This is a genomic window from Nocardia sp. No.11, from assembly GCF_038752175.1.
Taxonomy (GTDB): domain Bacteria; phylum Actinomycetota; class Actinomycetes; order Mycobacteriales; family Mycobacteriaceae; genus Nocardia; species Nocardia canadensis.
On sequence record NZ_JBCGFB010000008.1, the window covers coordinates 68,163 to 95,062 of the forward strand.

At 69.2% G+C, this 26,900-nt stretch carries 26 protein-coding genes; 7 read left to right on the top strand and 19 right to left on the bottom strand.

What is annotated here, in order from left to right; translation table 11 throughout:
* Nucleotides 1-81: 81 nt before the first annotated feature.
* Nucleotides 82-903: an SDR family oxidoreductase gene (locus tag V8688_RS04540; protein WP_342800234.1), complete on the top strand. Its 822-nt coding sequence runs from the start codon at nt 82-84 to the stop codon at nt 901-903.
* Between the two features lie 113 nt (nt 904-1,016).
* Complete coding sequence (locus tag V8688_RS04545; protein WP_342800235.1) at nt 1,017-3,521, top strand: hypothetical protein; 2,505 nt, start codon at nt 1,017-1,019, stop codon at nt 3,519-3,521.
* Between the two features lie 322 nt (nt 3,522-3,843).
* Here V8688_RS04545 and V8688_RS04550 read toward each other — a convergent pair whose 3' ends face one another.
* The 13 genes from V8688_RS04550 to rpsJ all read right to left on the bottom strand — a co-directional run bounded on the left by V8688_RS04550 (nt 3,844) and on the right by rpsJ (nt 9,872).
* Nucleotides 3,844-4,281 (bottom strand): PIN domain-containing protein, encoded by a 438-nt coding sequence (locus tag V8688_RS04550; RefSeq protein ID WP_342800236.1) that lies wholly within the window; start codon nt 4,279-4,281, stop codon nt 3,844-3,846.
* Nucleotides 4,278-4,502, bottom strand: a complete 225-nt coding sequence (locus V8688_RS04555; RefSeq protein ID WP_342800237.1) for a ribbon-helix-helix domain-containing protein — start codon at nt 4,500-4,502, stop codon at nt 4,278-4,280. Before V8688_RS04555 ends, V8688_RS04550 begins: the two co-directional genes overlap by 4 nt.
* Nucleotides 4,503-4,620: 118 nt before the next feature.
* Nucleotides 4,621-4,890, bottom strand: coding sequence for a 30S ribosomal protein S17 (gene rpsQ / locus V8688_RS04560; protein WP_110037226.1), 270 nt, complete (start codon nt 4,888-4,890; stop codon nt 4,621-4,623).
* Nucleotides 4,887-5,126 (bottom strand): 50S ribosomal protein L29, encoded by a 240-nt coding sequence (rpmC, locus tag V8688_RS04565; protein ID WP_019045024.1) that lies wholly within the window; start codon nt 5,124-5,126, stop codon nt 4,887-4,889. The genes rpsQ and rpmC overlap by 4 nt, the downstream gene beginning before the upstream one ends.
* Nucleotides 5,126-5,542, bottom strand: coding sequence for a 50S ribosomal protein L16 (rplP, locus tag V8688_RS04570; protein WP_019045023.1), 417 nt, complete (start codon nt 5,540-5,542; stop codon nt 5,126-5,128). Before rplP ends, rpmC begins: the two co-directional genes overlap by 1 nt.
* Before the next feature lie 3 nt (nt 5,543-5,545).
* Complete coding sequence (gene rpsC, locus V8688_RS04575) at nt 5,546-6,340, bottom strand: 30S ribosomal protein S3 (RefSeq protein WP_067982377.1); 795 nt, start codon at nt 6,338-6,340, stop codon at nt 5,546-5,548.
* Entirely contained in the window at nt 6,341-6,751 is a 411-nt protein-coding gene (gene rplV / locus V8688_RS04580; RefSeq protein WP_189030373.1) for a 50S ribosomal protein L22, read from the bottom strand.
* Entirely contained in the window at nt 6,748-7,029 is a 282-nt protein-coding gene (gene rpsS / locus V8688_RS04585; RefSeq protein WP_019045020.1) for a 30S ribosomal protein S19, read from the bottom strand. The genes rplV and rpsS overlap by 4 nt, the downstream gene beginning before the upstream one ends.
* Nucleotides 7,030-7,043: 14 nt before the next feature.
* Complete coding sequence (rplB, locus tag V8688_RS04590) at nt 7,044-7,880, bottom strand: 50S ribosomal protein L2 (RefSeq protein ID WP_019045019.1); 837 nt, start codon at nt 7,878-7,880, stop codon at nt 7,044-7,046.
* A gap of 33 nt (nt 7,881-7,913) precedes the next feature.
* Nucleotides 7,914-8,219, bottom strand: coding sequence for a 50S ribosomal protein L23 (rplW, locus tag V8688_RS04595; protein WP_019045018.1), 306 nt, complete (start codon nt 8,217-8,219; stop codon nt 7,914-7,916).
* Nucleotides 8,216-8,890 (bottom strand): 50S ribosomal protein L4, encoded by a 675-nt coding sequence (rplD, locus tag V8688_RS04600; RefSeq protein WP_019045017.1) that lies wholly within the window; start codon nt 8,888-8,890, stop codon nt 8,216-8,218. Before rplD ends, rplW begins: the two co-directional genes overlap by 4 nt.
* A complete protein-coding gene (gene rplC / locus V8688_RS04605; protein ID WP_019045016.1) occupies nt 8,887-9,552 on the bottom strand; it encodes a 50S ribosomal protein L3 in 666 nt (221 codons plus the stop codon). The genes rplD and rplC overlap by 4 nt, the downstream gene beginning before the upstream one ends.
* A 14-nt stretch (nt 9,553-9,566) precedes the next feature.
* The gene (gene rpsJ, locus V8688_RS04610) at nt 9,567-9,872 is read right to left on the bottom strand and encodes a 30S ribosomal protein S10 (RefSeq protein ID WP_003938093.1); all 306 of its coding nucleotides are present in this window, start codon (nt 9,870-9,872) and stop codon (nt 9,567-9,569) included.
* A 529-nt stretch (nt 9,873-10,401) separates the two neighbouring features.
* Here rpsJ and V8688_RS04615 point away from each other — a divergent pair.
* From V8688_RS04615 to V8688_RS04630, 4 genes are all read left to right on the top strand, one after another.
* On the top strand, nt 10,402-10,878 hold the full coding sequence (locus tag V8688_RS04615) for a hotdog fold domain-containing protein (RefSeq protein WP_218719395.1): 477 nt from the start codon (nt 10,402-10,404) through the stop codon (nt 10,876-10,878).
* A 71-nt stretch (nt 10,879-10,949) separates the two neighbouring features.
* A complete protein-coding gene (locus tag V8688_RS04620) occupies nt 10,950-11,828 on the top strand; it encodes an ATP-binding cassette domain-containing protein (RefSeq protein ID WP_218719394.1) in 879 nt (292 codons plus the stop codon).
* On the top strand, nt 11,825-13,006 hold the full coding sequence (locus V8688_RS04625; protein WP_308248548.1) for an ABC transporter permease: 1,182 nt from the start codon (nt 11,825-11,827) through the stop codon (nt 13,004-13,006). Before V8688_RS04620 ends, V8688_RS04625 begins: the two co-directional genes overlap by 4 nt.
* A 51-nt stretch (nt 13,007-13,057) precedes the next feature.
* Nucleotides 13,058-14,242: a lycopene cyclase family protein gene (locus V8688_RS04630; protein ID WP_308248547.1), complete on the top strand. Its 1,185-nt coding sequence runs from the start codon at nt 13,058-13,060 to the stop codon at nt 14,240-14,242.
* Between the two features lie 28 nt (nt 14,243-14,270).
* Here the strand turns inward: V8688_RS04630 and V8688_RS04635 are convergent, their stop codons facing one another.
* The 3 genes from V8688_RS04635 to V8688_RS04645 are packed head-to-tail and all read right to left on the bottom strand — an operon-like array spanning nt 14,271 to nt 16,944.
* Complete coding sequence (locus V8688_RS04635) at nt 14,271-15,128, bottom strand: ABC transporter permease (protein ID WP_316573508.1); 858 nt, start codon at nt 15,126-15,128, stop codon at nt 14,271-14,273.
* Between the two features lie 5 nt (nt 15,129-15,133).
* Nucleotides 15,134-15,937 (bottom strand): ABC transporter permease, encoded by an 804-nt coding sequence (locus V8688_RS04640; RefSeq protein ID WP_218719391.1) that lies wholly within the window; start codon nt 15,935-15,937, stop codon nt 15,134-15,136.
* Nucleotides 15,938-15,942: 5 nt separating this feature from the next.
* Complete coding sequence (locus V8688_RS04645) at nt 15,943-16,944, bottom strand: ATP-binding cassette domain-containing protein (protein WP_218719390.1); 1,002 nt, start codon at nt 16,942-16,944, stop codon at nt 15,943-15,945.
* 296 nt (nt 16,945-17,240) lie between these two features.
* Between V8688_RS04645 and V8688_RS04650 the strand changes: the two genes are divergently transcribed.
* Nucleotides 17,241-18,755: an aldehyde dehydrogenase family protein gene (locus tag V8688_RS04650; RefSeq protein ID WP_342800238.1), complete on the top strand. Its 1,515-nt coding sequence runs from the start codon at nt 17,241-17,243 to the stop codon at nt 18,753-18,755.
* On the opposite strand, the gene V8688_RS04655 is transcribed toward V8688_RS04650, so the two are convergent.
* The 3 genes from V8688_RS04655 to V8688_RS04665 all read right to left on the bottom strand — a co-directional run.
* A complete protein-coding gene (locus tag V8688_RS04655; protein ID WP_218719388.1) occupies nt 18,752-19,999 on the bottom strand; it encodes a TetR/AcrR family transcriptional regulator in 1,248 nt (415 codons plus the stop codon). The genes V8688_RS04650 and V8688_RS04655 overlap by 4 nt on opposite strands.
* A 171-nt stretch (nt 20,000-20,170) precedes the next feature.
* Nucleotides 20,171-21,193 carry an alpha/beta hydrolase family protein gene (locus tag V8688_RS04660; RefSeq protein ID WP_218719445.1) on the bottom strand — a complete coding sequence of 341 codons (1,023 nt, stop codon included), beginning with the start codon at nt 21,191-21,193 and terminating at the stop codon, nt 20,171-20,173.
* Nucleotides 21,194-21,365: 172 nt separating this feature from the next.
* On the bottom strand, nt 21,366-26,900 hold a 5,535-nt coding region (locus V8688_RS04665; protein ID WP_342800239.1), incomplete at its 5' end, for an amino acid adenylation domain-containing protein.

Genomic DNA, 26,900 nt, shown 5'->3' on the forward strand with positions numbered 1-26,900 from the left:
ACTGCGTGGAATACTAGGCCACAATTTCTGACAAGACGACATGTCAGAAGACTGTTTCCGCTGGATCGAAAGGCTTCGCCGATGAAACGCACCCACGCCGGCTCGGTCGTCGCGGTGACCGGCGGCGCCGCCGGCATCGGCCGCGAGATCGCGCGACAGTTCGCTGTCGCGGGCGCGCGCGTCTGCATCGGCGATCTCTCCGGCACGGCCGCCCGCACCACGGCGCGCGAGTTGCCGGGAACGGTGCACGGGTGCGAACTCGACGTCACCGACGAGCGCTCGTTCCACGATTTCCTCGCCACCACCGAGGCACTGCTCGGACCGGTCGACGTGCTCGTCAACAACGCGGGCGTGATGTGGGTCGGCGCGTTCGACACCGAACCCGACACCGCCACCACCCGGATGATCGCGGTGAATCTGCACGGCGTCATCCGCGGCGTGCGCCTGGTCGCGCCCGCGATGCGCACGCGCCGCCGCGGACACATCGTCACCATCGCCTCTGCCGCGTCCCGACTATCCCCTCCTGGCGAATCCACCTATGCCGCGACCAAACACGGGGTGCTCGGCTATCTGACCGGTGTGCGGGAAGAACTCCGGGGCTCGGGTGTGCACATCTCGGTGATCATGCCGGGTGTCGTCGACACCGAATTGGCGGTCGGCACGGCCACGGGCGCAGCCGAACTCCTGCAACCCGCCGATGTCGCGCGGGCGGTGCTCGCCGTGGTCGAGCGACCGCGCTTCGAAGTCTCCCTGCCCGGCTATATCGGCCCCCTGACCCATCTCGCCGGACTGCTGCCGCAGCGGCTTCGCGATATCGTGCTGCGCCGCGCGGTACCCGACCAGGTGGCGGCGGTCGCCGGGTCGTCCGCACGCGGGAAATACGAGAAGCGCACCCTCCCCTAGATCCACCCCGATCGCCCGGTTGTCGTTGACCACGACGCGGACGGCGTTTACGCTCTCTGGCAATCACACATATGTTCGATAGTCCATATGTTCGAGTGACCGGAAGGCGCCAGATGTCCGACGATCGGTCGATGGAGGATGCCGTCAGCTCGCCGAACACCGAGATCACGGCACTCGCACAGCAGGTCGCGACCGCGCGCGGCAAGCTCCCGCTGCAACACGACACGGCGCTCTACGACGCACTCTCCGACGCCGAGATCCGGGCCGAACGCGAACTGGCCGAATGGATCCGCGCCCAGCGCCGCAAACAGCGCCGCCACGCCGTCGCCGACGAACTGGCCGCCGAACAGCGCGACCGGCGCACCGGGGCGCTCATCCGCCGCGCCGACGAGGCCGACGCCCGCTGGCACCGCAAGGCCCTGGCCGCCCGGCGCCGGGTCTCCAGCGCCGACGCGCGCCTGGCCCAGCTGTACCGGCGGGCGGAGTGGTCCTCGCGCGCACTGATCGGGGTCGTCATCCTCGGCATGGTCTGGGCGGGCGTGAACGTCCAGCACAATCTCGTGCCCAGCGGGGACATGAGCGACCCGCTGTACTGGCTCAGCTTCGGTATCGAGGCGATGATCTCGATCCCGATCATCACCATCATGGTCGCCGCCACCACCGCCGCCCGCTGGGGCCGCGAGCTCGAACGCGGCAAGGTCCTGGTGTTCGAACTGGCCCTGCTCGGCACCACCGTCGCCCTCAACGCCGGACCCCACCTGGCCTCCGGATCCTTCGGCCGCGCCGCCGAATACGCCATCGCGCCGGTGATGGTGGGTGTGGTGATCTGGTTGCACGCGTGGGTGTCGGCGCGATACGCGTTGCTGATCGAAGGGGCTTCGGTCGAATTGCCCGGGGAGGCCGGGTACTCCGCTGCCGAGCGAGTGATGTCGATGGCGGGGGTCAGCTCGGTTGCGGCAAGCGCGCCGGAACGTATTGCGGTGCAGGATGGTTCGATGCCCCGCGCGGTCGGGCACGACACCGCCGCGGGCGCACACAATGGCGCGGTCGAGCGCGAGACCGTGCCGGTCGGCCACGGAACTCTCACAGACGCACACAATGGCACGGTCGGGCACGACACCGTCGCGGCCACAAACGAATCCGTTGCGGTCGCACACGATGTTGCGGTCGAGGCCGAGGCCCTCGCGGCTGCCCACGGAACCGGCGCGGCCGTTCATAATGGCGCGGTCGAGCGCGAGACCGTGACGGTCGCACACGCCGGCGCGGTCGGGCACGGAACCGTCTCGGTCGCAAACGATGTCGCGAGGACGTCGGCGACGGGGCAGTCGGGGGTTGCCGCCGACAAGGAGCGGGCCGCGATGCTCGCGGGTGCCGCCCAGACGAGTGCGCTCGAACCGCAGGAGACTTCCGTAGCGCAGGTAGTCGCACCGGTGACGACTGCGATGGACTACGCCGACTCCGAAGCTTCGACGTTGCGGGATGCCGCACCGGAACTTACCGCCGCGCAGGTCGACTCGGCTTCCGTCGAGACCCTTGCTGGTCGCGGTCAGCTCACTCATGGTCTCCGGCGGCCGTCTGCCGACAAGGTGACCGCGCCCGGCACCCTCGAGCTGATCCACAAGGCTGCCGCCGAGTACCGGCGCAACGGCGACCACGCCCGCGTCAACGGTGCGGTGCCCACGCTGCGGCGAATACCGGTCACCGCCGCCGCGCAGGCCACTGCGGGCGAGGCCACCGGTACCGACCCGGTTCCCGAGGCGACGGCGCACGCCGGCTCCGTCGCCCGTGACCGCAACGGCGACACCGCGGCACCCACCGAATCGGTAGTGGTGCACAACGATCTACAGGCACCGGTCGATGTGCCGGAACAGCTCACCCTGACGCCGGACCTCTCGCCCACGTCCGAGCAACTGCCGAACACCGGCCCGGCGCAGCGGCGCACGGTGCGCGAGCCCGCACCGAAACAGCAGTCCACCAAGCCTGCGGCGGCTTCTAGGCCCGAGCCGCAGCTGACAGCGGCCACCACCGTCTCGCCACAGCTCGACTCGGCGTCCGTCGCCGAGCAGCAGCCTTCGGCCGATGAGCTGTCGACCACGACCGAGCAGATGACGAAGTCGGCAGCGGCGAGCACCGAACAGCGGCAAACTACGGAGTCCGCAGCGAGCATCGAACAGCAGCAGGCCACGAAGTCCACGACCCGCGATGCGCAGCAGCCCGATGAGCCGGAATCCGTTACTTCCGAAGCGGAGTCAGCTGCTAGGGCCGAGCCGAGCGCTCTCTCGACGAGGCAGCCGACGAAGGTCGCGGCGGTGGTTGCGGCTCCCGCGAGCGAGCAGTTCTCCGAATCGGTCGAGCCCGATCTCGATGAGGACGAGGACCACCTGATCGACGAGTACGACTTCGACGACGACACCGAGGTTCGCGCCCTGGCCCGCCAGATCGCGCACCGCAGCCCGCTGCGCCTGACGCTCGATCAGATCGAGGAGATCCTCGAGCTCACCGATCAGTCGTGGTCCGCGCGCAGCATCGGGGCCGAAGTCGGCGTCTCCGGCAGCACGGTCACCAATATCGTCGAGTTCGCCCGCAAGATCCGTCAGCCGTACGCCTTCACCGGCTGACCACCGACTGCGCCCCGGCCCCGGCTCCAACGGGGCCGGGGACGCTTCACCCGAGCGACGGACCGGTGACCGCCTTCGTCGTGGTCCGCAGGCCGACCAGCAGGACCGAGCGGCGAAGTGCGGCACCCGCACCAACGCCCCGAGCAACACGGTATTGCGCACCGCCCCGATCGACAGCACGTCCCGATAGGCCCGCATCGACGGATGCGTGACAGCACCCACCCCGCCACCGATTTTCCCCGGATACCTAGCCAGCATGTCGAGGTCGTCGCCAGACGCCCAGCAGCGGTCAGGTACGCCGGGGGTTCGTCAGCGGCACCAGTCATTCACAGTCGTCGAGAAACAGCCGGAATGCGGGGTAACCGTTCAGTGGCCGAAGGACGCGGAAGTCGCGGCGATCAAGCGTGAGAATAGCGTCGGTGTCGTATTCCGCCGCCAACGCCACACAGACCGCATCGACCAGATCCAGATCCAGACCGTCGTAGGTCCCACGCACCGAGATCGCGGTGGCCAGCTGAGTGGCATCGACCTGAGCGAGGACGACACGAGTGGACGCGATGCGCTCTGCCAACAAGCCGAGAATCCGGTCGGCCACCTTTCGCCCGGCCCGGACACTCGCCACATGATGAACCTCGGTCAACGCCAACGGGCTGACCACGAGCGCACTAGCCGAATCCGCCGCGCGCCGAACCGCGAAGTGCTCCGGGTCCGAGCGATTGAACATCGCGAGCAGTCCAGAAGTGTCAGCGACAACGATCATGCGGACCGATTCATCGCGTCACGAATATCGTCCTTGCCGACCGGGCCACCGAGGTCGAAGGTTTCATCGTCTGCGAGTAACGGCGTCTCCCACTGTCGATTGCGCAAAAGGTAGGCACGCAGCGCATCGCGCATGATCTCGTTCTTGGACCGACCCTCGCCGTCTGCTTGAGCAGCGAGCGCCGCCTCTTCGTCAGCTGTGAGCCGCATTGTCCACGCCATGAAACCCATGGTATCAACGATGAAACCACAGCGGTATGACCCGAGGAACGGCGAAGGCCCGCTTCCCAGGGGGAAACGGGCCTTCGCTGCAACGATCTCGATGGATCGAGGAGGGACCTTACTTGGCCTTCTCCAGGACCTCGACCAGACGCCAGCGCTTGGTGGCCGACAGCGGGCGGGTCTCCATCAGCTGAACGCGGTCGCCGACGCCGGCGATCTCGTTCTCGTCATGCGCCTTCACCTTGGAGGTGGTGCGAATGATCTTGCCGTAGAGCTTGTGCCGGTGACGGTCTTCCAGCTCGACGACGATCGTCTTGTTCATCTTGTCCGAGACGACGTAGCCGCTGCGTACCTTGCGGCTGTTGCGCTCTTCCTTGTTCTCGCTCATGCCGCATCTCCCTTGCCAGCGGGTGCCGTGGCCAGGCCGAGCTCGCGCTCACGCATGACCGTGTAGATCCGCGCGATCTCATGACGGACGACGCGCAGACGTCGGTTGTTGTCGAGCTGACCCGTCGCCATCTGGAAGCGCAGGTTGAAGAGCTCTTCCTTGCTCTCGCGCAGTTTGGCCACGAGCTCTTCTTCGTTGAGCTCGCGGAGCTCTGCGGCCGGTGTTCCGGTAGCCATCAGAACTGCTCCTCCCTGGTCACGATCCTGCACTTCATCGGGAGCTTGTGCATCGCGCGGCGCAGGGCCTCACGAGCGATCTCCTCGTTCGGGTAAGACATCTCGAACATGACCCGACCGGGCTTCACGTTCGCGACCCACCACTCCGGCGAACCCTTACCGGAACCCATGCGGGTCTCGGCAGGCTTCTTGGTGAGCGGGCGGTCGGGGTAGATGTTGATCCAGATCTTGCCGCCACGCTTGATGTGGCGGGTCATCGCGATACGCGCCGACTCGATCTGACGGTTGGTGACGTAGGCGGGCTCGAGAGCCTGGATGCCGTACTCACCGAACGCCACCGCGGTGCCGCCCTTGGACATGCCGGAGCGACTCGGGTGGTGCTGCTTGCGGTGCTTGACCCTACGGGGCATCAGCATGCGTCAGCCCTCCTGACTCTCTGCCGGAGCCTCCGCCACTGCAGTGGCGGCACGCCCGACCTCGGTGCTGGTCGCGGTGGTGCCGGTGGCGCCGGACCGACGGGGGCGGCTCGGACGCTCGCGACGCGGGCGCTCCGGAGCAGCAGCGGCAGCGGTCAGCTCACGACGACCACCGACGATGTCACCCTTGTAGATCCAGACCTTCACGCCGATGCGACCGAAGGTGGTCTTGGCCTCGTAGAGGCCGTAGTCGATGTCCGCGCGCAGCGTGTGCAGCGGGACGCGACCCTCACGGTAGAACTCCGAGCGCGACATTTCGGCGCCACCGAGGCGGCCCGAGCACTGCACGCGGATGCCCTTGACGTTCGGCGAACGCATGGCCGACTGGATGGCCTTACGCATCGCGCGACGGAACGCCACACGGTTGGACAGCTGCTCGGCCACACCCTGAGCAACCAGCTGCGCATCCGACTCGGGGTTCTTGACCTCGAGGATGTTCAGCTGAACCTGCTTCTTGGTGAGCTTCTCCAGCTCGGCGCGGATGCGGTCGGCCTCCGCGCCACGACGACCGATCACGATGCCGGGACGCGCGGTGTGGATATCCACACGGACGCGATCACGGGTGCGCTCGATCTCGACCTTCGAGATGCCTGCCCGCTCCATGCCGGTGGCGAGGAGCTTGCGGATCTGAACGTCTTCCTTCACGTATTCCGCGTACTGCTTGTCCGCGTACCAACGCGACTTCCAGTCGGTGGTGATACCGAGGCGGAAGCCATGGGGGTTGATTTTCTGTCCCATTTACTTTGCCCCTCCCTTCCGGCGGCTACGAGTGGCGCCGGCGGTGGGCACGCTCTCGACCTCGATGGTGATGTGGCTCGTGCGCTTGCGAATCCGGAACGCGCGGCCCTGGGCCCGCGGCTGGAAACGCTTCATGGTGGCACCCTCGTCGACGAAAGCCGTCGAGATGACCAGGGTGGCCGGGTTGAGGCCGAGGTTGTTCTCGGCGTTCGCCGCGGCACTGGCCACGACCTTGGCGACCGGCTCGCTCGCGGCCTGCGGCGCGAACTTCAGGATCGCCAGGGCATCCTCGACACGCTTGCCGCGGACCAGGTCCACGACGCGACGCGCCTTCATCGGGGTGACCCGCACGTGCTTAGCGGTAGCGCGGGCAGTCGGGTTCTGAACCGTTTCGGTGTTGGTTTCAGTCATCGCCGCTTGCTCTTCCGGTCGTCCTTGACGTGGCTCTTGAACGTCCTGGTCGGCGCGAACTCACCGAGCTTGTGGCCGACCATGTTGTCCGACACGAACACCGGGACATGCTTGCGACCGTCGTGGACGGCGAAAGTGTGGCCGATGAAATCGGGGATGATGGTCGAGCGACGCGACCAGGTCTTGATGACCTGCTTCGTGCCCTTCTCGTTCTGCACGTCCACCTTCGCGAGGAGGTGGTCGTCGACGAACGGGCCCTTCTTGAGGCTGCGTGGCATTTCTTACCTCCTCCTTAGCGCTTCTTGCCGGTCTTGCGGCGGCGAACGATGAGCTTGTCGCTCGGACGGTTGGGCTTACGGGTGCGGCCCTCAGGCTGACCCCACGGGGAGACCGGGTGGCGACCACCGGAGGTCTTACCCTCACCACCACCGTGCGGGTGGTCGACCGGGTTCATGACGACACCACGGACGGTAGGACGGCGGCCCTTCCAGCGCATACGGCCGGCCTTGCCCCAGTTGATGTTCGACTGCTCGGCGTTGCCGACCTCGCCGACGGTGGCGCGGCAGCGCACGTCGACACGGCGGATTTCACCGGAGGGCATACGCAGGGTCGCGTACGGCCCCTCCTTGCCCAGCAGCTGAATGCTCATGCCTGCGGCACGGGCCATCTTGGCGCCGCCGCCCGGACGCAGCTCCACGTTGTGGATCGTGGTACCGGTCGGGATGTTGCGCAGCGGCAGGTTGTTGCCCGGCTTGATGTCGGCCGTGGGGCCGGACTCGATCGGGCTGCCCTGCTGGATGCCCTTCGGCGCGATGATGTAGCGCTTCTCGCCGTCGGCGAAGTGCAGCAGTGCGATGTTGGCGGTGCGGTTGGGGTCGTACTCGATGTGAGCGACCTTGGCCGGGATGCCGTCCTTGTCCAGGCGACGGAAGTCGATGACACGGTAGGCACGCTTGTGACCGCCACCGCGGTGACGCGTGGTGATGCGACCGTGCGCGTTACGACCACCGGACTTGGTGAGCGGGCGCAGCAGCGACTTCTCCGGCGTCGACCGGGTGATCTCGGCGAAGTCCGAGACGCTGGAGCCACGACGGCCCGGCGTTGTCGGCTTGTACTTACGGATTGCCATGAGTTCTTCTCTACTTTCTGGATGACCAGCCGCTTACGCGACCGGGCCTCCGAAGATCTCGATGGGCTTGCTGTCGGCCGAGATGGTCACGAGCGCGCGCTTGGTGTCCTTGCGCTTGCCGTAACCGAAGCGGGTCCGCTTGCGCTTGCCCTGACGGTTGGCGGTGTTGACGCTGGTGACCTTGACGCCGAAAACCTTCTCGACGGCGATCTTGATCTGCGTCTTGTTCGAATCCGGGTGCACCAGGAAGGTGTAGGTGCCTTCCTCGATCAGTCCGTAGGACTTCTCCGAGATGACCGGTGCGAGCAGGATGTCGCGGGGGTCGGCGATGGTGCTCACTTGCTCTCCTCCTGGGCCGCCTCGGCGGGACCGTGAACGAACGCGTTCAGGGCCTCGACGCTGAACACCAGTTCGTCGCTGTTGAGGACGTCGTAGGTGTTGAGCTGATCCGGGGCGATCGGCAGCACGTTCTGCAGGTTCGCCACGCTCTTCCACGCGGCGACGTCCTCGCGACCGACGACGACCAGGAACTTCTTGCGGTCCGACAGCTCGGACAGGAAGCTCTTGGCGGCCTTGGTCGACGGGGTCTGACCCGCGACCAGCTCGGTGATCACGTGGATGCGCTCGTTGCGGGCCCGGTCGGACAGGGCGCCACGCAGGGCGGCGGCCTTCATCTTCTTGGGGGTCCGCTGGCTGTAGTCACGCGGCTGCGGGCCGTGGACGGTGCCACCGCCGGCGAACTGCGGCGCACGGGTCGAACCCTGGCGGGCGCGGCCGGTGCCCTTCTGGCGGTACGGCTTCTTGCCACCACCGGAGACCTGACCACGAGTCTTCGTGGCGTGGGTGCCCTGGCGAGCGGCGGCCAGCTGCGCGATGACGACCTGGTGCATCAGCGCGACGTTGGCGGTCACGTCGAAGATCTCCGCGGGGAGTTCGACGGTGCCTTCGGTCTTGCCGCCTGCGGCCTTCACGGTCAGCGTCAGGTTGGCCTTCTTGTCGAGGCTGGTCATGCGTGCGCACCACCCTTCACGGCGCTCTTGACGATCACGACGTTGCCCTTGCGGCCCGGGATGGCACCCTTGACCAGGAGCAGGCCGTTCTCGGCGTCGACCTTGTGAACCGAGAGGTTCTGCGTGGTGACGCGGTCGTTACCCATACGGCCCGACATACGCATGCCCTTGAACACGCGGCCGGGAGTGGCGCAGCCACCGATCGAGCCCGGGCGACGGTGCACAGCCTGCGCACCGTGCGAGGCGCCCTGGCCCTTGAAGCCGTGGCGCTTCATGGTGCCGGCGAAGCCCTTGCCCTTGCTGATACCGGTCACGTCGACGTAGGTGCCCTCTTCGAAGACATCGGCGGAGAGCTCCTGGCCGACCTCGAAGGTGGAGGCATCCGCGACGCGGATCTCGGTGACGTGGCGGCGCGGGGTGACACCGGCCTTGGCGAACTGGCCGGAAGTCGGCTTGTTCACCTTGCGCGGGTCGATGGCGCCGAAAGCGATCTGAACGGCCGAGTAGCCGTCGCGCTCCACGGTGCGGATCTGGGTGACCACGTTCGGGCCCGCCTTGATGACGGTGACCGGGACGACGCGGTTCTTCTCGTCGAAGACCTGGGTCATGCCGAGCTTGGTGCCCAGGATGCCGGCTGCGGGCCGGTTCTTGTTGTCAGTCATATCTCGAGTCCCCGTCACTGAATGTTGACGTCGACGCTGGCCGGCAGGTCGATGCGCATGAGCGCGTCGACCGTCTTCGGCGTCGGGTCGAGGATGTCGATGAGGCGCTTGTGCGTACGCATCTCGAAGTGTTCGCGCGAGTCCTTGTACTTGTGCGGCGAACGGATGACGCAGTACACGTTCTTCTCGGTGGGCAACGGCACAGGCCCGACCACACGGGCGCCAGTGCGGGTCACCGTCTCCACGATCTTGCGCGCAGACGCGTCGATCGCCTCGTGGTCATAGGCCTTGAGCCTGATGCGGATCTTTTGTCCCGCCACGCTAAGTGTCCTTTTCTCCGCTTTCCTTCGTGGTCACAGGAGCTGGCTCCTGCACCACCCTCATTTGCACAGCCCGAACACACGAAGACGTCTCAGTTTGGAGACCGCAACCGGGCACCGCCCAGTCCTCGCCGCTGTTCATCTGTCATGGTTCTCCGGCCCACGCGGTCGGGCGTGTCGCCTTCTCGCTCATTCTTCAGCCCTGGTCACTTGCTCACCCTTGGCCTGGAACGTGGTCCCGGACGTATCCACACCGGCTAGCCGGAGAGATACAAACTACTGCTCGCCTCGCTCGACCCGTCTTCTCCGTGGAGAAGACATGATCCTGTGCAAGGCAACCCGAACAGTATGCACCATGCCGACGACGCTCTTCAAATCGGGGGTCCTGAGGTATCGATCACGCCCCAACAGGGCCATCTACCTGGACCGCACCGCCGGCTGAGCTGTACCGACCCATGGTAGCTGGCACGACGCTACCGCTGGTCAGCAGAGGGTTCCGCGCTACCTTACTTTTGAGTAAGATACGGGCATGGCACAGGAAACCGCGACGTACCGCGGCTGGAAGAAACTGCCCGACAACCGACTCGGGCACACGCTGTTCTCGCTCGGCATGGTCGCTCGGGTGCCCTACTTCGGCACGGTGCTGCCCCAGGTCGTGCGGCTCGAGCCCGGCGTCTGCGAGGTGACCTCGCCCAAGTGGTTCGGCATCCACAACCACCTGGGCACCTTCCACGCGATCGCGGCCTGCAACCTCGCCGAGGTCGCGATGGGCATGCTCAGCGAGGCCACCGTGCCCACCACTCATCGCTGGATTCCCAAGTCGATGAACGTGCAGTACCTGGCCAAGGCCGAGTCCGGACTGCGCGCGGTCGCCCGGCTGACCGAGATCCCCGACTTCGACGCGATCACCGAGGGCACCGAACTCACCGTCCCCGTGTCGATCTACGACAAGGACGGCATCGAAGTCGTGCACGCCGACATCACCACCTGGGTCACGCCGCGCTGAGCTGAACATCGGGCCCTGAAAAGCGTTGGATCGGTACGGTTGTGGCGAGACGACAACAGACGGGGAGTTCGATGTTGGAAGTCGCGCGACTGGTCCGGCGCTTCGGCGACAACGTGGCGGTCGACGAGGTGTCCTTCGCCGTGCCGCCGGGGGCGCTGACCGGCTTCGTCGGGGGGAACGGGGCGGGCAAGACCACCACCATGCGGATGATCATGGGGGTGCTGGCCGTGCACGGCGGCGAGGTCAGATGGGACGGGCGGGCGGTGACCGCGCTCGATCGCCGCTCGTTCGGATACATGCCGGAGGAGCGCGGGCTGTACCCGAAACAGCCGGTGTTCGATCAGCTCGTCTACCTGGCCAGGCTGCGCGGACTGAGCGCGGCCGAGGCGAAGGCGCGGGCCACCGAACTGCTGGAACGCTTCGGTCTCGGGGCCAGGAGCAAGGACAAGCTCGAGTCGCTGTCGCTGGGCAACCAGCAGCGGGTGCAGATCGCGGCGGCGGTGATCGCGCAGCCGACCGCCCTGATCCTGGACGAGCCGTTCTCCGGGCTCGATCCGGTCGCCGTCGATTCCATGGCCGAACTGCTGCGCGAGTACGCCCAGCAGGGGGTGCCGGTGCTGTTCTCCTCGCATCAGCTGGATCTGGTCGAGCGGTTGTGCGATCAGCTGGTGATCCTCGCCGCCGGGCGGGTCGTCGGGCAGGGCACGGTGGCGGCGCTGCGGGCGACGAGCGCGGCGCGATATCGGCTGGTCACCGATGGTGACCCGGGGTGGTTGCGGGAGTTCGCGGGGGTGCGGGTGGTCGAGACGAACGGATCGGCGGCGGTCATCGAGCTGGCCGGGGCGAGTACCGACGCGGTGCTCGCCGAGGCGCTGGCGCGGGGGTCGGTGCGCGAATTCGCCGAACTGCGGCCGACGGTGGCCGAGATCTACCGGGAGGTGACGGCGTGAGTACCTCCGCGTCGCGGGGCGTGTGGCGGATCGTCGCCGCCAGGGAGATCGTGGTGAAGCTGCGTGATCGCAACTTCGTCATCTCGACGGTGATCACTATCGTGGCCATCGTGGCGTCGCTGGCCGTGAGCGGGTTCGTCAGCAGCAGACCCGACAAGATCGAGGTCGCCGTCACCGGGCCGGAGACGGCGGCGGTGGTCCAGGCGGCCGGTGGCCTGGCCGCCGCGGCCGACACCGACATCACCTTCACCGCTTATCCGCTCCCGGATCGGGCCGCCGTCGAGCAGCAGGTGCGCGACGAGAACGTCGAAGTCGGGCTGGTGCCGGTGGACGGCGGCTGGCAGCTCATCGGTAAGACCGCCGAGAACGACGACGCCACCACCTACATCACCGCCGCCGCCGCGCAGCTCGCGTTGCAGCGCAATGCCGAGGCTGCCGGAGTGTCGCTCGAAGAGCTGGCGCGCGGAGCCGGGGTGACCTACGCGCTGCTGGAACAGGGTGGGGTCGATCCCGGGCTCGCCAAGATCGTGGCGTTCGTGTTCGCGTTCCTGTTCTATCTGGCGTCGGTGCTGTTCGGCATGTCCATCGCGCAGAGTGTGGTGGAGGAGAAGCAGAATCGGATCGTCGAGATCCTGGCCAGCGCGATGCCGTTGCGGCAATTGCTGATCGGCAAGGTGGCGGGTAACGCGGTACTGGCGTTCGCGCAGCTCAGCCTGTTCGTCGGCGCGGGACTGATCGGCTTGGCCGCCACCGGGCAGGCCGATCAGCTGGGCCGGATCGCCGGTGCGGCAGGGTGGTTCATCGTCTTCTTCCTGGTCGGCTTCCTCGCCCTGGCCAGCCTCTGGGCGGTGGCGGGCTCGCTGGCGACCCGCAGCGAGGACCTCCAGTCCACCGCCACTCCCCTGTCGATGCTGATCATGATCGTGCTGTTCGCGGGGATCTTCCTCAGCGGCACGGCCCGGGTGATCGCCTCCTACGTCCCGATCATGTCCATCGTCGCCATGCCGGGCCGCCTCGCCGACGGCACCGCCGCCTGGTGGGAACCGTTCCTCTCGCTGGCCCTGATGGCGGTGGCCACCTACGGCATCGTGGTCGTGGCCGAACGCATCTACCGCCGCTCGCTGATGCAGACGCAGGGCCGACTCACCGTCCGCCAGGCCCTGGCCCTGGAGGACTGAGCCGAGCAGCGGTGCTTGCGCCGTGCGGTCCGGTGCGGTTTGAATGCGGGCGTGAGCGTTGTGCGGGAATTCGATATCTGCGTGGTCGGGCTGGGTCCGACCGGGCGGGGGTTGGCGCATCGCGCCGCGGTGGCGGGGCTGCGGGTGGCGGCGGTGGATCCCCGGCCGGAGCGGTTGTTTCCGCCGACGTTCTCGTGCTGGATCGACGAGCTGCCGACGTGGCTGCCCGCGAGTGTGATCGCGCAGCGGATCGAGGCGCCCACGGTATGGACCAAGACCGAGCATCGGATCCAGCGGCCCTACTGTGTGCTGTCCAAAGCCGGGTTGCACGCGGCCCTGGCCCTCGATGACGCCACCGTGTTCGCGGATCGGGCGCGCCGCGTCGACCAGCACGAAGTCGAACTCGCGGACGGGACGGTGCTCTCCGCGGCGGTCGTGTTCGATACCCGCGGGTTGCCCGTGCTGGGGCGGCGCCGGGCGGCGTCGGCACACGGGATCTTCGTCGACGCGGAAACCGCGGCGCCGATGGTGGCCGACGGCGAGGGGCTGCTGCTGGACTGGCGGCCCGAGAACGGTGCCGGTCCCGACGAGCCGCCGTCGTTCCTCTACGCGGTGCCGCTGGGCGACGGGACGGTGATCTTCGAGGAGACCAGCCTGGGCTTACGCGGCGGGATGCCGCAGCACGAGCTCCGCAAGCGAACGCTGCGCAGGCTCGCGGCGCACGGCATCCGGCTCACCGGCGACGAGCCGCACGAGGCCGCGCACTATCCGCTGGACCAGGCGCCGCCGAAGAAGGGCACCGCGGTCGCCGTGCCGTTCGGTTCGCGCGGCGGAATGATGCACCCGTGCACCGGCTACTCGGTGGCCGACTCGCTCGCCCTCATCGACACCGCGATCGATGCCGTTCAGCAGGGCCGCGACCCCATCGCCGCGCTGTGGCCGTGGCAGGCACGGGCGGTGTACTGGATGCGGATGCGCGGATTGTGGGGTCTGGGCCGGCTCACCACCGACCAGTCGATCGCCATGTTCGAGGCGTTCTTCACCGAATCCGAACGCGGTCAGCGGGCCCTGCTCTCGGCCCACGCCGACTACACCGCGCTCGGCGCCGTGCTGTTCAACACCGTCGCCCACACCTGGCCGTTCCGCTGGCGCTACGACCTGGTCGGCTGGACCAACCGCGATCGCTGGCTCGACTACCCGTTCGCCCCCGCGAACGAAGAACGGCACGTGGGCTGACCCACGTGCCGCTCGCTGCCGGAAGGACCTACGAGGTCTCGGCGGCCTTCTTGTAGCCCACGATCGCCGGGTAGGCGAAGACCGCGATCATGCCCACGGTCCACGCCACCGTCTTCAGCAGCGGCTCGGCGACCGGGCCGCCGTAGGACAGCCCCTTCATCGCGTCGATCGCGCAGCTCATCGGCTGGTTGGCGACCACGTCCTGCAACCAGGTCGGGTAGGCGAAGACCGGGACGAAGCCGGTGTTGAAGAACATCAGCAGGGTGTTGAGGATGCCGATCAGGCTGATCAGCATCACGCCCTCGGTGATCGTGGCCAGGGCCGTCACCATCACCGCGAAACCGAGGCCGAACAGCACCGGCACGAAGATCAGCGCGATATTGGTGAGCGGGTCCTCCATGAACAGGAAGCCCAGCGGCACCGCGACGAGCAGCACGATGATCGTGGTGATCAGGATGCGCAACGCCTCGGCCAGCAACCTGCCGGTCAGCAGCGAGGCCTTGTTCAGCGGCATCGTGTAGAAGCGGCTGAGCAGGCCCGCCGCCTTCTCGCGTTTGAAGCCGAGCGCGCTCACCACCGCGCCGGTCATGGCCGCGACCAGGGTCAGCAGCGCGGCCTGGCCGTAGATGCTCGGGATGCCGGTGGCCGCGGTGATCGAATCCCCGAGCACGATGCGGAACATCAGCAGCGTCACCGCCGGATAGGCGATGGTCTGGATGGTGGTCGACGGGTCGCGCAGCCACACCATCAGCAGCCGTTTGCACTGGATCAGGCTGTGGGTGAACCACACCGAGACCGAGCCTTCCGGCTTGGCGTGCACCACGGGCAGCTCGGCGGCGGTGGCCGCCACGGACTCGGGCGGTTGGATCCGTTCGGTCGTATCCATTGTTGTCATGATCGCCTCACACTCGCCCACACCGCCAGTGGGAGGAACAGGATCGCCAGTCCGCCCAGCCACACCAGCGACACCCAGGTGCCTGCCCAGCTCAGGTGACCGGCGGCCATATCGCTGAGGGTGTGCGCGAACTGCGAGATCGGCTGGTTGCGCGCGAACGGCCGCACCCAGGCCGGGAAGCTGGCCTCGGGCACGAACCCGGTCGACATCATGCCGAAGATCAGGATCGGCAGGGTGAGCGCCTGGCTGAGCGCCTCGGGGTTCTTGGTGAGGCTGCCCAGCGCGTCGGCGCCGAGCGTGAGCACGATGCCAACGGCCAGCGCGAACCCGCAGAAGGCCAGCGCCTGCAGCCAGCCGCCGGTGAACCGGAAGCCGATCAGGTAGCCGTAGCCGACGGTCGCGATCAGCGACACCACCGACCGCACCAGACCGGCGCAGATCCGCGACATCAGTGGAACCAGCGAGCCGATCGGCATGGTCTGCAATCGTGTGCTCAGACCGGTGAGCGCCTCGAACGCCGCCAGCTGCGCGTTCGACATCATCGTCATCGCCATGGTCTGCAGCACCACGATGGGCATGACGTACTGCGCGTAGTCGATGCCCTGCACCTTCATCACGTACCGCAGCGGCAGATAGAAGGCGACGGTGACGACCAGCGGGGTGAGCACGGCGACGACCAGCTCGCCCTTGGTGGCCATGGTGCGAACGATGCGCCCGGTCAGCGCGCGCCACTGCGCGAAGCTGCTCGGTCGCACCTCGGGTAGCTCGGCGAACAGTGTGCTCGCCGCGGGAGCGGACACACTCACTAGTGGCCGCCCGAATGGCCGGTGATCGACAGGAACACGTCGTCGAGCGAGGGCCTGCGCAGCGCGATGTCGGCCAGGTCGATGCCGGCGTTGTCGAGCCTGCGCAGCGCCTCGGCGAGGGTGGCCGCGCCTTCGGGGGCCGGGATGGACAGCTTGTCGGCGCCGTCGATCTCGGCGGCGACGGCGGCCGGGACCAGGTCACCGAGGGCCTGCACGGTCGCCGGGATCCGGCTCACGTCGAGCGGGACGATCTCGCAGAAGCTGCCGCCGGTGCGGGCCTTGAGCTGATCGGCGGTGCCCTCCGCGATGACGGTGCCCTTGTCGATCACGATGATGTTGTCGCTGAGCACGTCGGCCTCTTCGAGGTACTGCGTGGTCAGCAGGACCGTGATGCCCTGGTTCTTGAGCGCGGTGACCAGGTCCCACACGCCCTGCCTGCTGCGCGGGTCCAGGCCGGTGGTCGGCTCGTCGAGGAACACCACCTCGGGCCGCACGACCAGCCCGCAGGCGATGTCGACGCGGCGGCGCATACCGCCGGAGTAGTTGCGCACGGCGCGCTTGCCCGCGCTCACCAGGTCGAATTCCTCGAGCAGGGTGTCCGCGCGTTTGCGGGCGGCCGACTTGGCCAGGCCCATCAGCCTGCCGAACAGCTCGAGGTTCTCCCGGCCGGAGAGGTTCTCGTCGAGGGCGGCGTACTGGCCGGTCATCATGATCGAGCGGCGCACGCCCGCGCTGTCGGTGAGCACGTCGTGCCCGGCGACGACGGCGGTGCCGGAGTCGGGGCGCAGCAGCGTCGACAGGATCTTGACCGTGGTCGTCTTCCCCGCGCCGTTGGGTCCGAGGATGCCCAGGACGCTGGCCTTCTCGGCCTGGAAACTGATGCCCTGCAACGCGTGCACATCGCCGAAGGACTTGCGCACATCGGACACCAGCACCGCGGGCTCACCGCCGCGCGACGCGACGCCACCTGCGGGCGAATCCACTGAGATCGAACTCGGCATCAACTCTCCACCATCGGCCGGGTGCGGCGCCCTGACCGGACGAGCGCACGCGGAATTTGCTTCCCGGTAGGTGATCCATACCGTTCGGCGCGATGTTACCGGTCCGGCGCTTTTCCGGGTCGGGACTGCGTGGACCCGGCCGGTTTCGCGCGCCGGGAGTGGTCTTGCTCACCAGGGCAGTGGAAGGGCAGTGCGCTGACCTTGTCGGCACGCTCGGCCGCCCATACGCTGGCGGCGGGGAAACACTCGTCTCACCGGCCCGCGCGCGGGCGTGTTCGATCTCGTGAGAGGTGACAATGGGCGACTCAGCACCGGCAGGCGCCGCCGCGCCGACGGGCCGATCCGACGCGCTGACGTCGTTCGACCCGCGCACCGGCGAAGAGCTCGCGCGGTATCCCGTGCACGGCCCGGCCGAGGTCACCCGCGCGGTGCGCACCGCCCGCGCCACCCAGAACTGGTGGGGCGAACTGGGATTCGCGGGCCGCAAGCGCCTGCTGCTGGACTGGCGCGCGCATATCGCCAGGCACACCGGCGAATTGGTGGAGATCCTGCGTGCCGAGACGGGCAAGCCGGAGGCCGACGCCGCGCTCGAGGTGATGCTCGCGGTGGAGAACCTGGACTGGGCAGCCCGCAACGCCGAGCGGACGCTGGGCCGAAAGCGCCTGGCGACCGGCTGGTTCACGCGCAATCAGCACGCCTCGGTCGGGTATCTGCCCCTCGGGGTGGTCGGGGTGCTCGGCGCCTGGAACAACCCGGTGTTCACGCCGATGGGGTCGATCGCCTACGCCATGGCCGCGGGCAACGCGGTGGTGTTCCACCCGCACGAGCTGACCACCGGCGTCGGCACCTGGCTGGCCGCGAGCTGGGCCGCGGTGTCGCCCGATCAGCCGGTGCTGCAGGCCGTCACCGGTGACGGGCGCACCGCGACCGCGCTGTGCAAGTCCGGCGTCGACAAGATCGCCTACGCCGGACCGGAGGCGGCCGGGCGCGAGGTGATCGCGCTGTGCGCGCAGACGCTGACACCGGTCGTGCTCGAGCACAGCGGCAAGGGCAGCATGATCGTGCACGTCGACGCCGTGCTCGACGCGGCGGCCGAGGCCGCGGTGTTCGGCGCGATGGCCAACGCCGGGCAGAACGCGTCGGGGATCCAGCGCTGTTATGTCGCCGACTCGGTCTTCGACGACTTCCTGGCCAGGGTGGCCGAGCGCGCGGCGAAGCTGCGCCCCGGCGCCGACAACCGCGCCGCCTACGGCCCGATGATCAACGCCGCCCAGGTCGACGTGGTGCGCAGGCAGGTTCGCGACGCCATCGCGCGCGGCGGGCACGCGGTCCTGGGCGGACTCGATTCCTTCCGCGACCCCTATGTGGAACCGATCGTGCTGTCCGAGGTGCCGGAGGAGAGCATCGCGATCACCGGAGAGGGCACCGGCCCGGTGCTGGTGGTGAACCGCGTCGCCGACCTGGCCGACGCGGTGACCAGGGTGAACGCGGCGGGCAACGGCATCGCCGTCACCGTCTTCACGCGCGATATCCCCAGCGCGGAGTTCATCGCCGAGCAGCTCAGGGTCGGCGTGGTGACGGTCAATTCCTCGACCGCCTTCACCGGCATCCCGGCGCTGCCGTTCGGCGGCGTCGGCGAGTACGGGCAGGGCCACAGCCACGGCCAGCAGGGTCTGCGCGAGTTCAGCCGCACGATGTCGATCGCACGCAGGCGCTACCGGGCCCCGATCCGACTATCGACCTTCGATCGTCACCCCGGGCATCTGCATACGGCGCGCGCCCTGTTCCGGCTGCGGCACGGCCGCGGCTAGGTCGCGGCGTCGTCCCGGTCGCCCTTGTCACCGAGCAGGACCGCGCCGGTGAGCGCGCCGAGCCGGGCCAGCTGCTCGGGGCGGGAGTCGAAGCGCAACAGCCGGCCGACATCGATGATCTGACCGATCGCGGCGTGCACGCGGAACCTGGCCTCGATCGGGTCGCCGTCGAGCAGGTTGGCCCATTCCAGGACGTTCTGGCGCTGGATGGCGCGCAGCCGGTGCTGTTCGGCCTGCGGGAGGTTGCTGAACTCCGCGTAGTAGACCGGCATGATCTCCGGCGTGGCGAAGGTGAGCCGGGCGTAGCGGTCGGCGATGAGGCGTGCGGCGTCGGCGCGGCTCTCGGACTCGGCCAGCGCCTCGCCGATGGCCACGGCGAGCCGGTCGCCGGTGCGGTGGAAGGCGGCGGCGAGCAGGTCGGCCTTGCTGTCGAAGTGCCGGTAGACGCTGGAGGCGTTGATGCCGACAGCGGCGCCGATCTCCTCGATGCCCGACTCGTGGTAGCCGTTACGGCCGAAGATCTTGATCGCCTCGGTGAGCAGCTGTTCGCGTTTCGACGTCACCGGCAGCCCGCGATTCTGCTTGTCCGGCTCGGCGGCGGCGGGCGCCGGCGGCAGCTCGGCCCGCACGATCGCCCAGGCCATGTCCAGTTGCAGCGCGAGGATGCGCGAGTGCGAGAGCGTGGTGCGGTGCGCGGCGATGCTGGCCAGCGAACTCAGCGCGCCGACCGCCCGCAGGGTGACATTGTCGGGGCTCTCCCCGGGGTGCAGGTCGGCGATCGGCGCCGCGACCATGGCCTCGAGCTCGCGATAGAACGCGCGGATGCGCACGCGGTCCTCGCGCTCGAGGTAGCGGCGTTCCCAGCGGTAGAGACCGGCCTCGCGCCGGAAGTCGATGTTCTGCTCGGCGACGGCGGTGAGCAGCGCGTCGAGCCGGGCCCGCGGGGGCAACGCGGGATCGTCGGCGGCCGCCGCGCAATCGCGCAGTCCCCGGGCGCCCTCCTCCGCGGCGGCGACCAGCAGGGCGTATTTGTTGGCGAAGTGCCGGTACAGGGCGGGCCCGGAGATGCCGACCTCGGCGGCGATCTCGTCCACGCCGACCGGGTAGTAGCCGCGGGCGCTGAACGCGCGCGCGGCGGCCCGCATGATCTGGATCTTGCGGTCCTTGGGCCTGCGGCGCACGACCCGCGCCGGTGCGGTGGTCGGCTCGCAGGCGCGTTCGGCCTCACTGCGATCGGCGACCATGCACTCACTTTCCGTTCCGCGAACCGGGTACTGACAACTGGCTGCGCGCCCACCGGGCGACGCCGGACCAGTCAACCTAAGTTAACCACAATTCGCAAACGTCGAGAGCCGGTCCGGGAAACGAAAACCGCCCCGGCGATACCGGGGCGGCCTTCGTCGAACGTGTCGACCCTACAGGCCGAGACCGCGGGCCAGGACCGGCCACGACAGCTTCAGCTCGTCCTTCCAGTAGCCCCACGAGTGGGTGCCGTTGGGACGGAAGTTGAAGGTCGCCGGGATACCCAGCTCGTTGAGCCGGTTGGCCAGGTTGTGCGTGCAGAAGTTGGTGCCCGCCTCGATGACGCCGCCGATGACGATCTGGTTGGCCAGACCGTAGGCGCCGGGCAGCGCGTACGGACCGTCGAGGGTGTCGTACGGACCGGGCAGGCCGTTGCCGGTGGAGATGTAGAGATCCAGCCCGCGCAGCCCCTCGGCGTGCACGTAGGGATCATTGGCGACCCACTCCGCCGAGCCCTGCGGGCCCCACATGTTCATGGTGTCGCCGCCGCCCCAGGTCTCGACCGTGAGCTTGACGAACTCCGAGCCGACCGGGTCGGAGGTCTGCGCGCACCCGGAGTAGGCCGCGGCCGCCTTGTACAGGCCCGGCTTGGCGATCGGCAGCGCGAGCACGGTGGTGCCCGAGGTGGACAGACCCGCGATGGCGTTCACGCCGTTGGTGCCCAGCGCGCCGTCGATCAGCGGGGGCAACTCCTCGGTGAAGAAGGTCTTCCACTTGTTGCGGCCGACCACCGGGTCGTCGGCGATCCAGTCGGTGTAGTAGCTCCAGGCGCCACCGATCGGCTGGATCACGTTGACGTTCTTGTCGCCGAGGAACTCCAGCGCGTCGGTCTTGGCGACCCAGGACGCGGAGTCCTCGCCGCCACCGGCACCGTTGAGCAGGTACAGGGTGGGACGCGGCACGGAGGCGTCGGCGGGGCGCTGGACGTCGACGATGATGTTGGTGTCCATCGCCGCGGAGTACACGTGCAGCCGCAGGCTGCGCGAGTCCTTCACCTCGGCCTTGACGATCTTGGAGCCGTCCTCGGAAACGGGGTTGGCGAGCAGGCTCTTGGAATCGATGATCGGGTCAGCCGAGGCCGGGCTCGCGCCGATGCCGGACAGCAGTCCGGCGGCCACTGCGGTCGCCGCGATCATCGCCGCGGCGCGGGAGCCACGACGCCGGGTGTGCCGACGAATCAATTTCGCACCTTCGCTTCGTTTCGAATGGGTTGCACCACGCCAGAACCCTACGGGTTACCCAGGCGATACAACAGTAGGAATCGTTACAACAGCGCGGTCACATCATGCCTCACCGGCATCACCGATGTCATCGTGCCCCGGACTCCCGGTCGCAGACATCCAGCAACTCCGCCAGGCGCGGGCCGATTTCGGCGAGCGCCTCCGGTGAGGTCATCTGATCATGCACCACCGCGACCGGCCGATCGCGGACCTCGCCCTCGACATACGGCGCCCAATTCCGCGACGCCGTCTCGTGTCCGAGCGCGCTGAAGTACTCCAGCCTGCCCCGGAAGACCGCGGGTTGGTGCTCGGCGATCAGCTCGGCCGAGCGCACCGCGCTGCGGTAGATCCGGCGCAACCGCTCGGGGGTCAGCACGGCCATGTTGGCGGGCACGATCGCGTGCAGGGCGGCCAGGCCGTCCTCGCTGAGCTCACGCACGCCCGAGGCGGGCAGCGCCGCGCTCAGGTCGACGCCGAGCTCGGCGAGCGCGTCCCGGACCGCGGTGTGGAAATCGGGCACGTCGATATCGGGGTGCGAATCGAGCATCACCAGCAGCGACACCTGCTCCCCCGCCGCCTGCAACTGGGTGGCCACGTCGTGGGCGAGCACACCGCCCAGCGACCAGCCCATCAGCCGGTACGGACCGTGCGGCTGCTGCGCCTTGATCTCGGCGACGTAGCGGCGGGCCATCTCGGTGAGCGTGCCGGGCAGGTAGCCCGCCTGGCTCAGCGCCGGCGACTGCAGACCGAAGATCGGCCGCCGCGCCGGGATGTACTGCGTCAGGCCCGCGTAGCACCAGGCCAGGCCGTACATCGGGTGGATGCAGAACAGCGGCCCGCTCGCCTCGGTGCCGTGCGGCACCCGGTTGCGGATGGGCAGCAGCACGCCGAGCGCGTCGTCGGAGTCGACGTCGTAGTCGCCGGTGTCGGACTGCGTGGCGTCGATGCGCGCGGCCAGCGCGGCGACCGTGGCGTCGGTGAAGAACCACTGCACCCGCACCTCGGCGCCGACCCGGGTGCGCAGCCTGCTGATCGCCTTGGTGGCGACCAGCGAGTTGCCGCCGAGTTCGAAGAAGTCGTCGTCGAGGCCGACCTTGCCCGCGCCGAGCACCTCCGCGTACACCTCGGCGACCGCGCGCTGTAGCGGGGTCGTCGGCGGCCGGTAGGGCCGGGTGGTGAAGGCCGGTACCGGCAGCGCGTTGCGGTCGAGCTTGCCGCTGGCGTTGAGCGGCAACGACTTCAAGGTCACCAGGGTCGAGGGGACCATGTACGAGGGCAGCGCGGTTCTGGCGTGGGCGAGCAGCGCCGCCTCGTCGAGTCCGGTGGTGCCCGCGCCGCTCTCGATGGAGTATCCGGCCGCGGGCGGCGTTGTCGCGGCCGACGGCTGCTCGGCCGTCTCGACCGGGACGACGTAACCGACCAGCCGATCACCGGTCGGGCCGTGCACCAGCGCGACGGCGGCGTGCCTGACCTCGGGGTGATCCAGCAGCACGGCCTCGACCTCACCGAGCTCGATCCGCTGGCCGCGCAGCTTCACCTGGAAGTCGCTGCGCCCCAGGTATTCCAGCTCGTGCTCCGCGGTCCAGCGGACCACGTCGCCGGTGCGGTAGAGCCTGCCGCCGCCCGCCTGGGCGACGAACCGTTCGGCGGTCAGCGCCGCGGCGCCGAGGTAGCCGCGCGCCAGCTGCACCCCCTCCAGGTACAGCTCGCCCGCGGTGCCGGGCGGCACCGGCCGCAGCTGCCGGTCCAGCACGTGCACCCGGGTGTTGGCCACCGGCGTGCCGATCGGAATGCTCACGGCGGCACCGGCATCGGCCCGCGCGGCGGTGACGACGGTCGCCTCGGCCGGGCCGTACCAGTTGATCAGGTCGACGCCGGGCAGCGCCTGCGCGAAGCGCCGGGCGGTCGCGCCCGACAGCGCCTCACCGGCGGCGAACACCCGGCGCAGGGCCGGGAAGCCGCTGTCGGCGCGGTCGGCGAGGAACGCGTCGAGCATCGACGGCACGAAATGCACCGTGGTGACGGCATGCTCGGCGAGCACGCCGGCCAGATAGGCCGGGTCGCGGTGCCCGTCCGGGGCCGCGATCACCACGGTCGCGCCGGTCTGCAACGGCCACAACAGTTCCCAGGTCGAGATGTCGAAGGTGACCGGCGTCTTGTGCAGGACCACGTCGCCGGGGCCGTGCGGGTAGGCGCGCTGCGCCCAGCGGAACTGGGCGACCAGCTGTCGGTGGGTGAGCATGACGCCCTTGGGCGTTCCGGTGGAGCCGGAGGTGTGGATGACGTAGGCCAGGTTGTCCGGCCGCACCGTGGCGCGCGGCACCGGCGCCGACGTCGCTGCCAGCGTGTCGACGGTGACGACGGAAACCTCGGCGGCCGTGCCGAATCCGGTCTCGGTGGTGGTGAGCACGCAGACCGGAGCGGCCGCGGCCAGCACCCGGTCGGTGCGCTCGGCCGGGTGATCCGGGTCGACCGGCACGTAGGCGGCGCCGGTGCGCAGTACCGCGTAGATCGCGGTCACCAGGTCGATGCCACGGCGCATGGCGACGGCGACCAGCGCGTCGGGACCGGCGCCCTGGGCGTCCAGCGCGGCGGCGAGCGCCCGCGCCTTCGCGTCGAATTCGGCATAGGTGAGCGAGGTTTCGCCGTCGACGAAGGCGACGGCGTCCGGCGTCTTCGCGACCTGCGCGTCGAACAGCGACAGCAGCGTCGCCTCGTCGAGCAGTTCCGGCGCGTCGGTGGCGTTGGCGGCCGACAGGACGGCACGCTCCTCGGCCAGCAGCACGTCGATCTCGGCGATCCGGCTCTCCGGCGCGGCGGTGAACCGGGCCAGCAGCATCGAGAGTCGTTGTGCCAGTGCGGTCGCGGTGGCCTCGCCGAACACGTCGCGCAGGTACTTGACCGACACCCGGAGCTGACTGTCGGCGACGACCTGCACGGTCAGCGGGTAGTGGGTGCCGTTGGCGGCGTCCATCCCGGTGACCGCGGCGGAGCCGGACGCGGCCTGCGCCAGGGCCTCCCGGTCGACCGGGAACGACTCGAACACGACCAGCGTGTCGAACAGCGCGTCGATGCCCGCGATCTCCTGGATCTCGCCGAGGCCGAGGTAGTGGTGATCGAGCAGGGCCGCCTGGTCGTCCTGCAGCCTGCGCAGCAGTTCGGCGACGGTGTCGCCGGGCCGCAGCCGAACCCGCACCGGGATGGCGTTGAGGAACAGGCCGACCATGCGTTCCACGCCGTCGAGGGTGGCGGGCCTGCCGGAGACGGTGGCGCCGAACACCACGTCGTCGCGGTCGACCAGGCGCGCGATGAGCAAGCCCCACGCGGCCTGGACCACGGTGTTCACCGTGACGCCGAGCCCGGCGGCGAGGGTGCTCAGCGCGACGGTGTCGGCCGGCGACAGCTCGAAGCCGGTTTCGCCGGTCCCGGTGGCGATCTCGCGGCCCTGGTCGACCGGCGCCAGCGGCGTCGGCTCGGCCAGGCCGGTCAGCGCGGTGCGCCAGGCCTGGCGCGCGGCGTCGAGATCCTGTTCGGCCAGCCAGGCCAGGTAGTCGCGATAGGGCGCGACCTTCGGCAGGCGGCGGGACCGCCCACCGACCGCGTAGGCCGTGAGCAGTTCCTGCAGCAGCAGCGGCGTCGACCAGCCNGCCAGGTAGTCGCGATAGGGCGCGACCTTCGGCAGGCGGCGGGACCGCCCACCGACCGCGTAGGCCGTGAGCAGTTCCTGCAGCAGCAGCGGCGTCGACCAGCCGTCGATCAGGATGTGGTGGCTGGTGACCAGCAGGTGCGCGCCTTCGGGGGTGCGCACCAGCGTGAAGCGCAGCAGCGGCGCGACCGCCATGTCGAAGTGGGCACTCAGGTCGGCGGCCTTGATCCGCTGATAGGCGGCGGCCGCCGCGTCGAGACCGGCGGGCCCGGCGGCGGTAGCGGAGCGTGACCACGCAGTGCCCTCGGGGTCGACGCCGTGGGGCACGGTGTCGATGACCTGCCACGGCACGTCGATGTCGTCGAGCACCACCTGCAGCGGGGTGCCCGCGGCGTCGGTGGCGAAGGCGACGCGCAGGTTGTCGTGGCGGTCGAGCACGGTCTGGGCGGCCTGGTGCAGCCGCTCGTCGTCCACGGCCGGGTCCAGGTCGAGCACGAACTGGGTGATGTAGGGGTCGACCGAGTTCTCCGCGAGCAGCGCGTGGAACAGCATGCCCGACTGGAGCGGGGTCACCGGCCAGATATCGCTGAGCAGCGGGTAGCGCCGCACCAGCCGGCCGAGTTCGGTCTGGCCCAGGCGCACCAGCGGGAAGTCCGACGGCGTGAATCCGCCGGCGCCGGGCCGTAATCCGTGCTCGGCGAGGCCGCCGAGCGCGCGGATCCAGTGCTCGGCGAAGGTCTTGACCGCGTCGGCGGTGAGCAGCGCGCCGGCGTAGTCGAAGCGAGCGACCATGCCGTCGTCGGTGGCGTCGACGGTGAGCACCAGCGCCAGATCGTCGGCGGCGAGGTCGGTGTGCACCCGGGCCGGGCGCAGGTCCCGGAAGCGCACCGCGAACCGGCCGCGGTCGAGCGAGCGCACGCTGTCGGCGGTCTCGACGTCGAGGTAGCGCAGCAGGCCGAAACCCGCACCGTGCGCGGGCACGCTGCGGCGCAGTTCCTTGATCTGGGCCAGCGCGGCTCCGGCGGCGGGCCCGCCCACCAGCGCATCGGCGATGTCGACCCCGTCCAGGCGCAACACCAGCGGGTAGTCGGTGGTGAAACCACCCACCACGCTCTCGGCGTCGGGCCTGCCGAGCACGCGCTGGTCGGCGCGCAGGCGGACCACGCTGCCGATGACCCGCGCGACGGCGGTGTCGGCGGCGGTGTGCAGCGCGAGCGCGGCGGCGGTGAGCAACACCTCGTCCACGGTCGCGCGGTAGGCGTCGGCGACGGTGGTGACGGCGGCGGTGCCCTCGCCGGTGATGCTCAGCGAGACCCGGTGGCGCTGGCGCAGATCGGCGGTTTCGCCTGCCCGGGACCGGATCGCGCGATGCCAGTACTCGCGTTCGGCGCGGGCGCGGGCCGAGGACGGGTATTCGGCGAGCCTGCGCACCAGGTCGCCGAGGCCTGCGTCGGGCGCGGCGGGCGCGGCGTGGCGGCCGCGGCTCCACGCCGTGGTCAGCTGGTCGACGACCGAGCGCCAGGACGGCTCGTCGAGGACGAGACTGTTCGCGACCACGACCAGGGTGGAGTTGTGTTCGCCGTCGCCGGTGAGCACGAAGTGGATATTGCGGCCCTCGTCCGGGTCGAGCGCGGCGGCGGCCGCGGCGACGATGTCGTCGACCGGTAGCGAGGACTCGCCGTCGGTGGCGTCGAGCCTGCGGAAGGCGTCGCCGGTGCGCTCGTCCTGCGACGGGATCACCAGCACCGGTTCGCTGCCGCTGCGGTCGAGCACCGCCCACAGCATCGGATGCTGGTTCATCACGGCGTGGACGACCTCGGCGACCGCGTCGTCGGAGCAGTCGACGGGCACGTCGAGCAGCACGGCGCGCGGTTCGACCGCGGTGTCGCCCGCCTCCATCAGCTGGGCCGCGGTGGCGGTCAGCGGCAGGGCGGCGGGGCGCGAGCCCGCGTCGAGGGTGACCTCGGCGCGCCCGGC

Coding starts and splice junctions, on each gene's coding strand:
- V8688_RS04540 (WP_342800234.1), top strand. CDS start 82: ATGAAACGCACCCACGCCGGCTCGGTCGTCGCGGTGACCGGCGGCGCC.
- V8688_RS04545 (WP_342800235.1), top strand. CDS start 1,017: ATGTCCGACGATCGGTCGATGGAGGATGCCGTCAGCTCGCCGAACACC.
- V8688_RS04550 (WP_342800236.1), bottom strand. CDS start 4,281: ATGATCGTTGTCGCTGACACTTCTGGACTGCTCGCGATGTTCAATCGC.
- V8688_RS04555 (WP_342800237.1), bottom strand. CDS start 4,502: ATGGCGTGGACAATGCGGCTCACAGCTGACGAAGAGGCGGCGCTCGCT.
- rpsQ (WP_110037226.1), bottom strand. CDS start 4,890: ATGAGCGAGAACAAGGAAGAGCGCAACAGCCGCAAGGTACGCAGCGGC.
- rpmC (WP_019045024.1), bottom strand. CDS start 5,126: ATGGCTACCGGAACACCGGCCGCAGAGCTCCGCGAGCTCAACGAAGAA.
- rplP (WP_019045023.1), bottom strand. CDS start 5,542: ATGCTGATGCCCCGTAGGGTCAAGCACCGCAAGCAGCACCACCCGAGT.
- rpsC (WP_067982377.1), bottom strand. CDS start 6,340: ATGGGACAGAAAATCAACCCCCATGGCTTCCGCCTCGGTATCACCACC.
- rplV (WP_189030373.1), bottom strand. CDS start 6,751: ATGACTGAAACCAACACCGAAACGGTTCAGAACCCGACTGCCCGCGCT.
- rpsS (WP_019045020.1), bottom strand. CDS start 7,029: ATGCCACGCAGCCTCAAGAAGGGCCCGTTCGTCGACGACCACCTCCTC.
- rplB (WP_019045019.1), bottom strand. CDS start 7,880: ATGGCAATCCGTAAGTACAAGCCGACAACGCCGGGCCGTCGTGGCTCC.
- rplD (WP_019045017.1), bottom strand. CDS start 8,890: ATGACCAGCCTCGACAAGAAGGCCAACCTGACGCTGACCGTGAAGGCC.
- rplC (WP_019045016.1), bottom strand. CDS start 9,552: ATGACTGACAACAAGAACCGGCCCGCAGCCGGCATCCTGGGCACCAAG.
- V8688_RS04615 (WP_218719395.1), top strand. CDS start 10,402: ATGGCACAGGAAACCGCGACGTACCGCGGCTGGAAGAAACTGCCCGAC.
- V8688_RS04620 (WP_218719394.1), top strand. CDS start 10,950: ATGTTGGAAGTCGCGCGACTGGTCCGGCGCTTCGGCGACAACGTGGCG.
- V8688_RS04635 (WP_316573508.1), bottom strand. CDS start 15,128: ATGGATACGACCGAACGGATCCAACCGCCCGAGTCCGTGGCGGCCACC.
- V8688_RS04645 (WP_218719390.1), bottom strand. CDS start 16,944: ATGCCGAGTTCGATCTCAGTGGATTCGCCCGCAGGTGGCGTCGCGTCG.
- V8688_RS04650 (WP_342800238.1), top strand. CDS start 17,241: ATGGGCGACTCAGCACCGGCAGGCGCCGCCGCGCCGACGGGCCGATCC.
- V8688_RS04655 (WP_218719388.1), bottom strand. CDS start 19,999: ATGGTCGCCGATCGCAGTGAGGCCGAACGCGCCTGCGAGCCGACCACC.
- V8688_RS04660 (WP_218719445.1), bottom strand. CDS start 21,193: ATGATCGCGGCGACCGCAGTGGCCGCCGGACTGCTGTCCGGCATCGGC.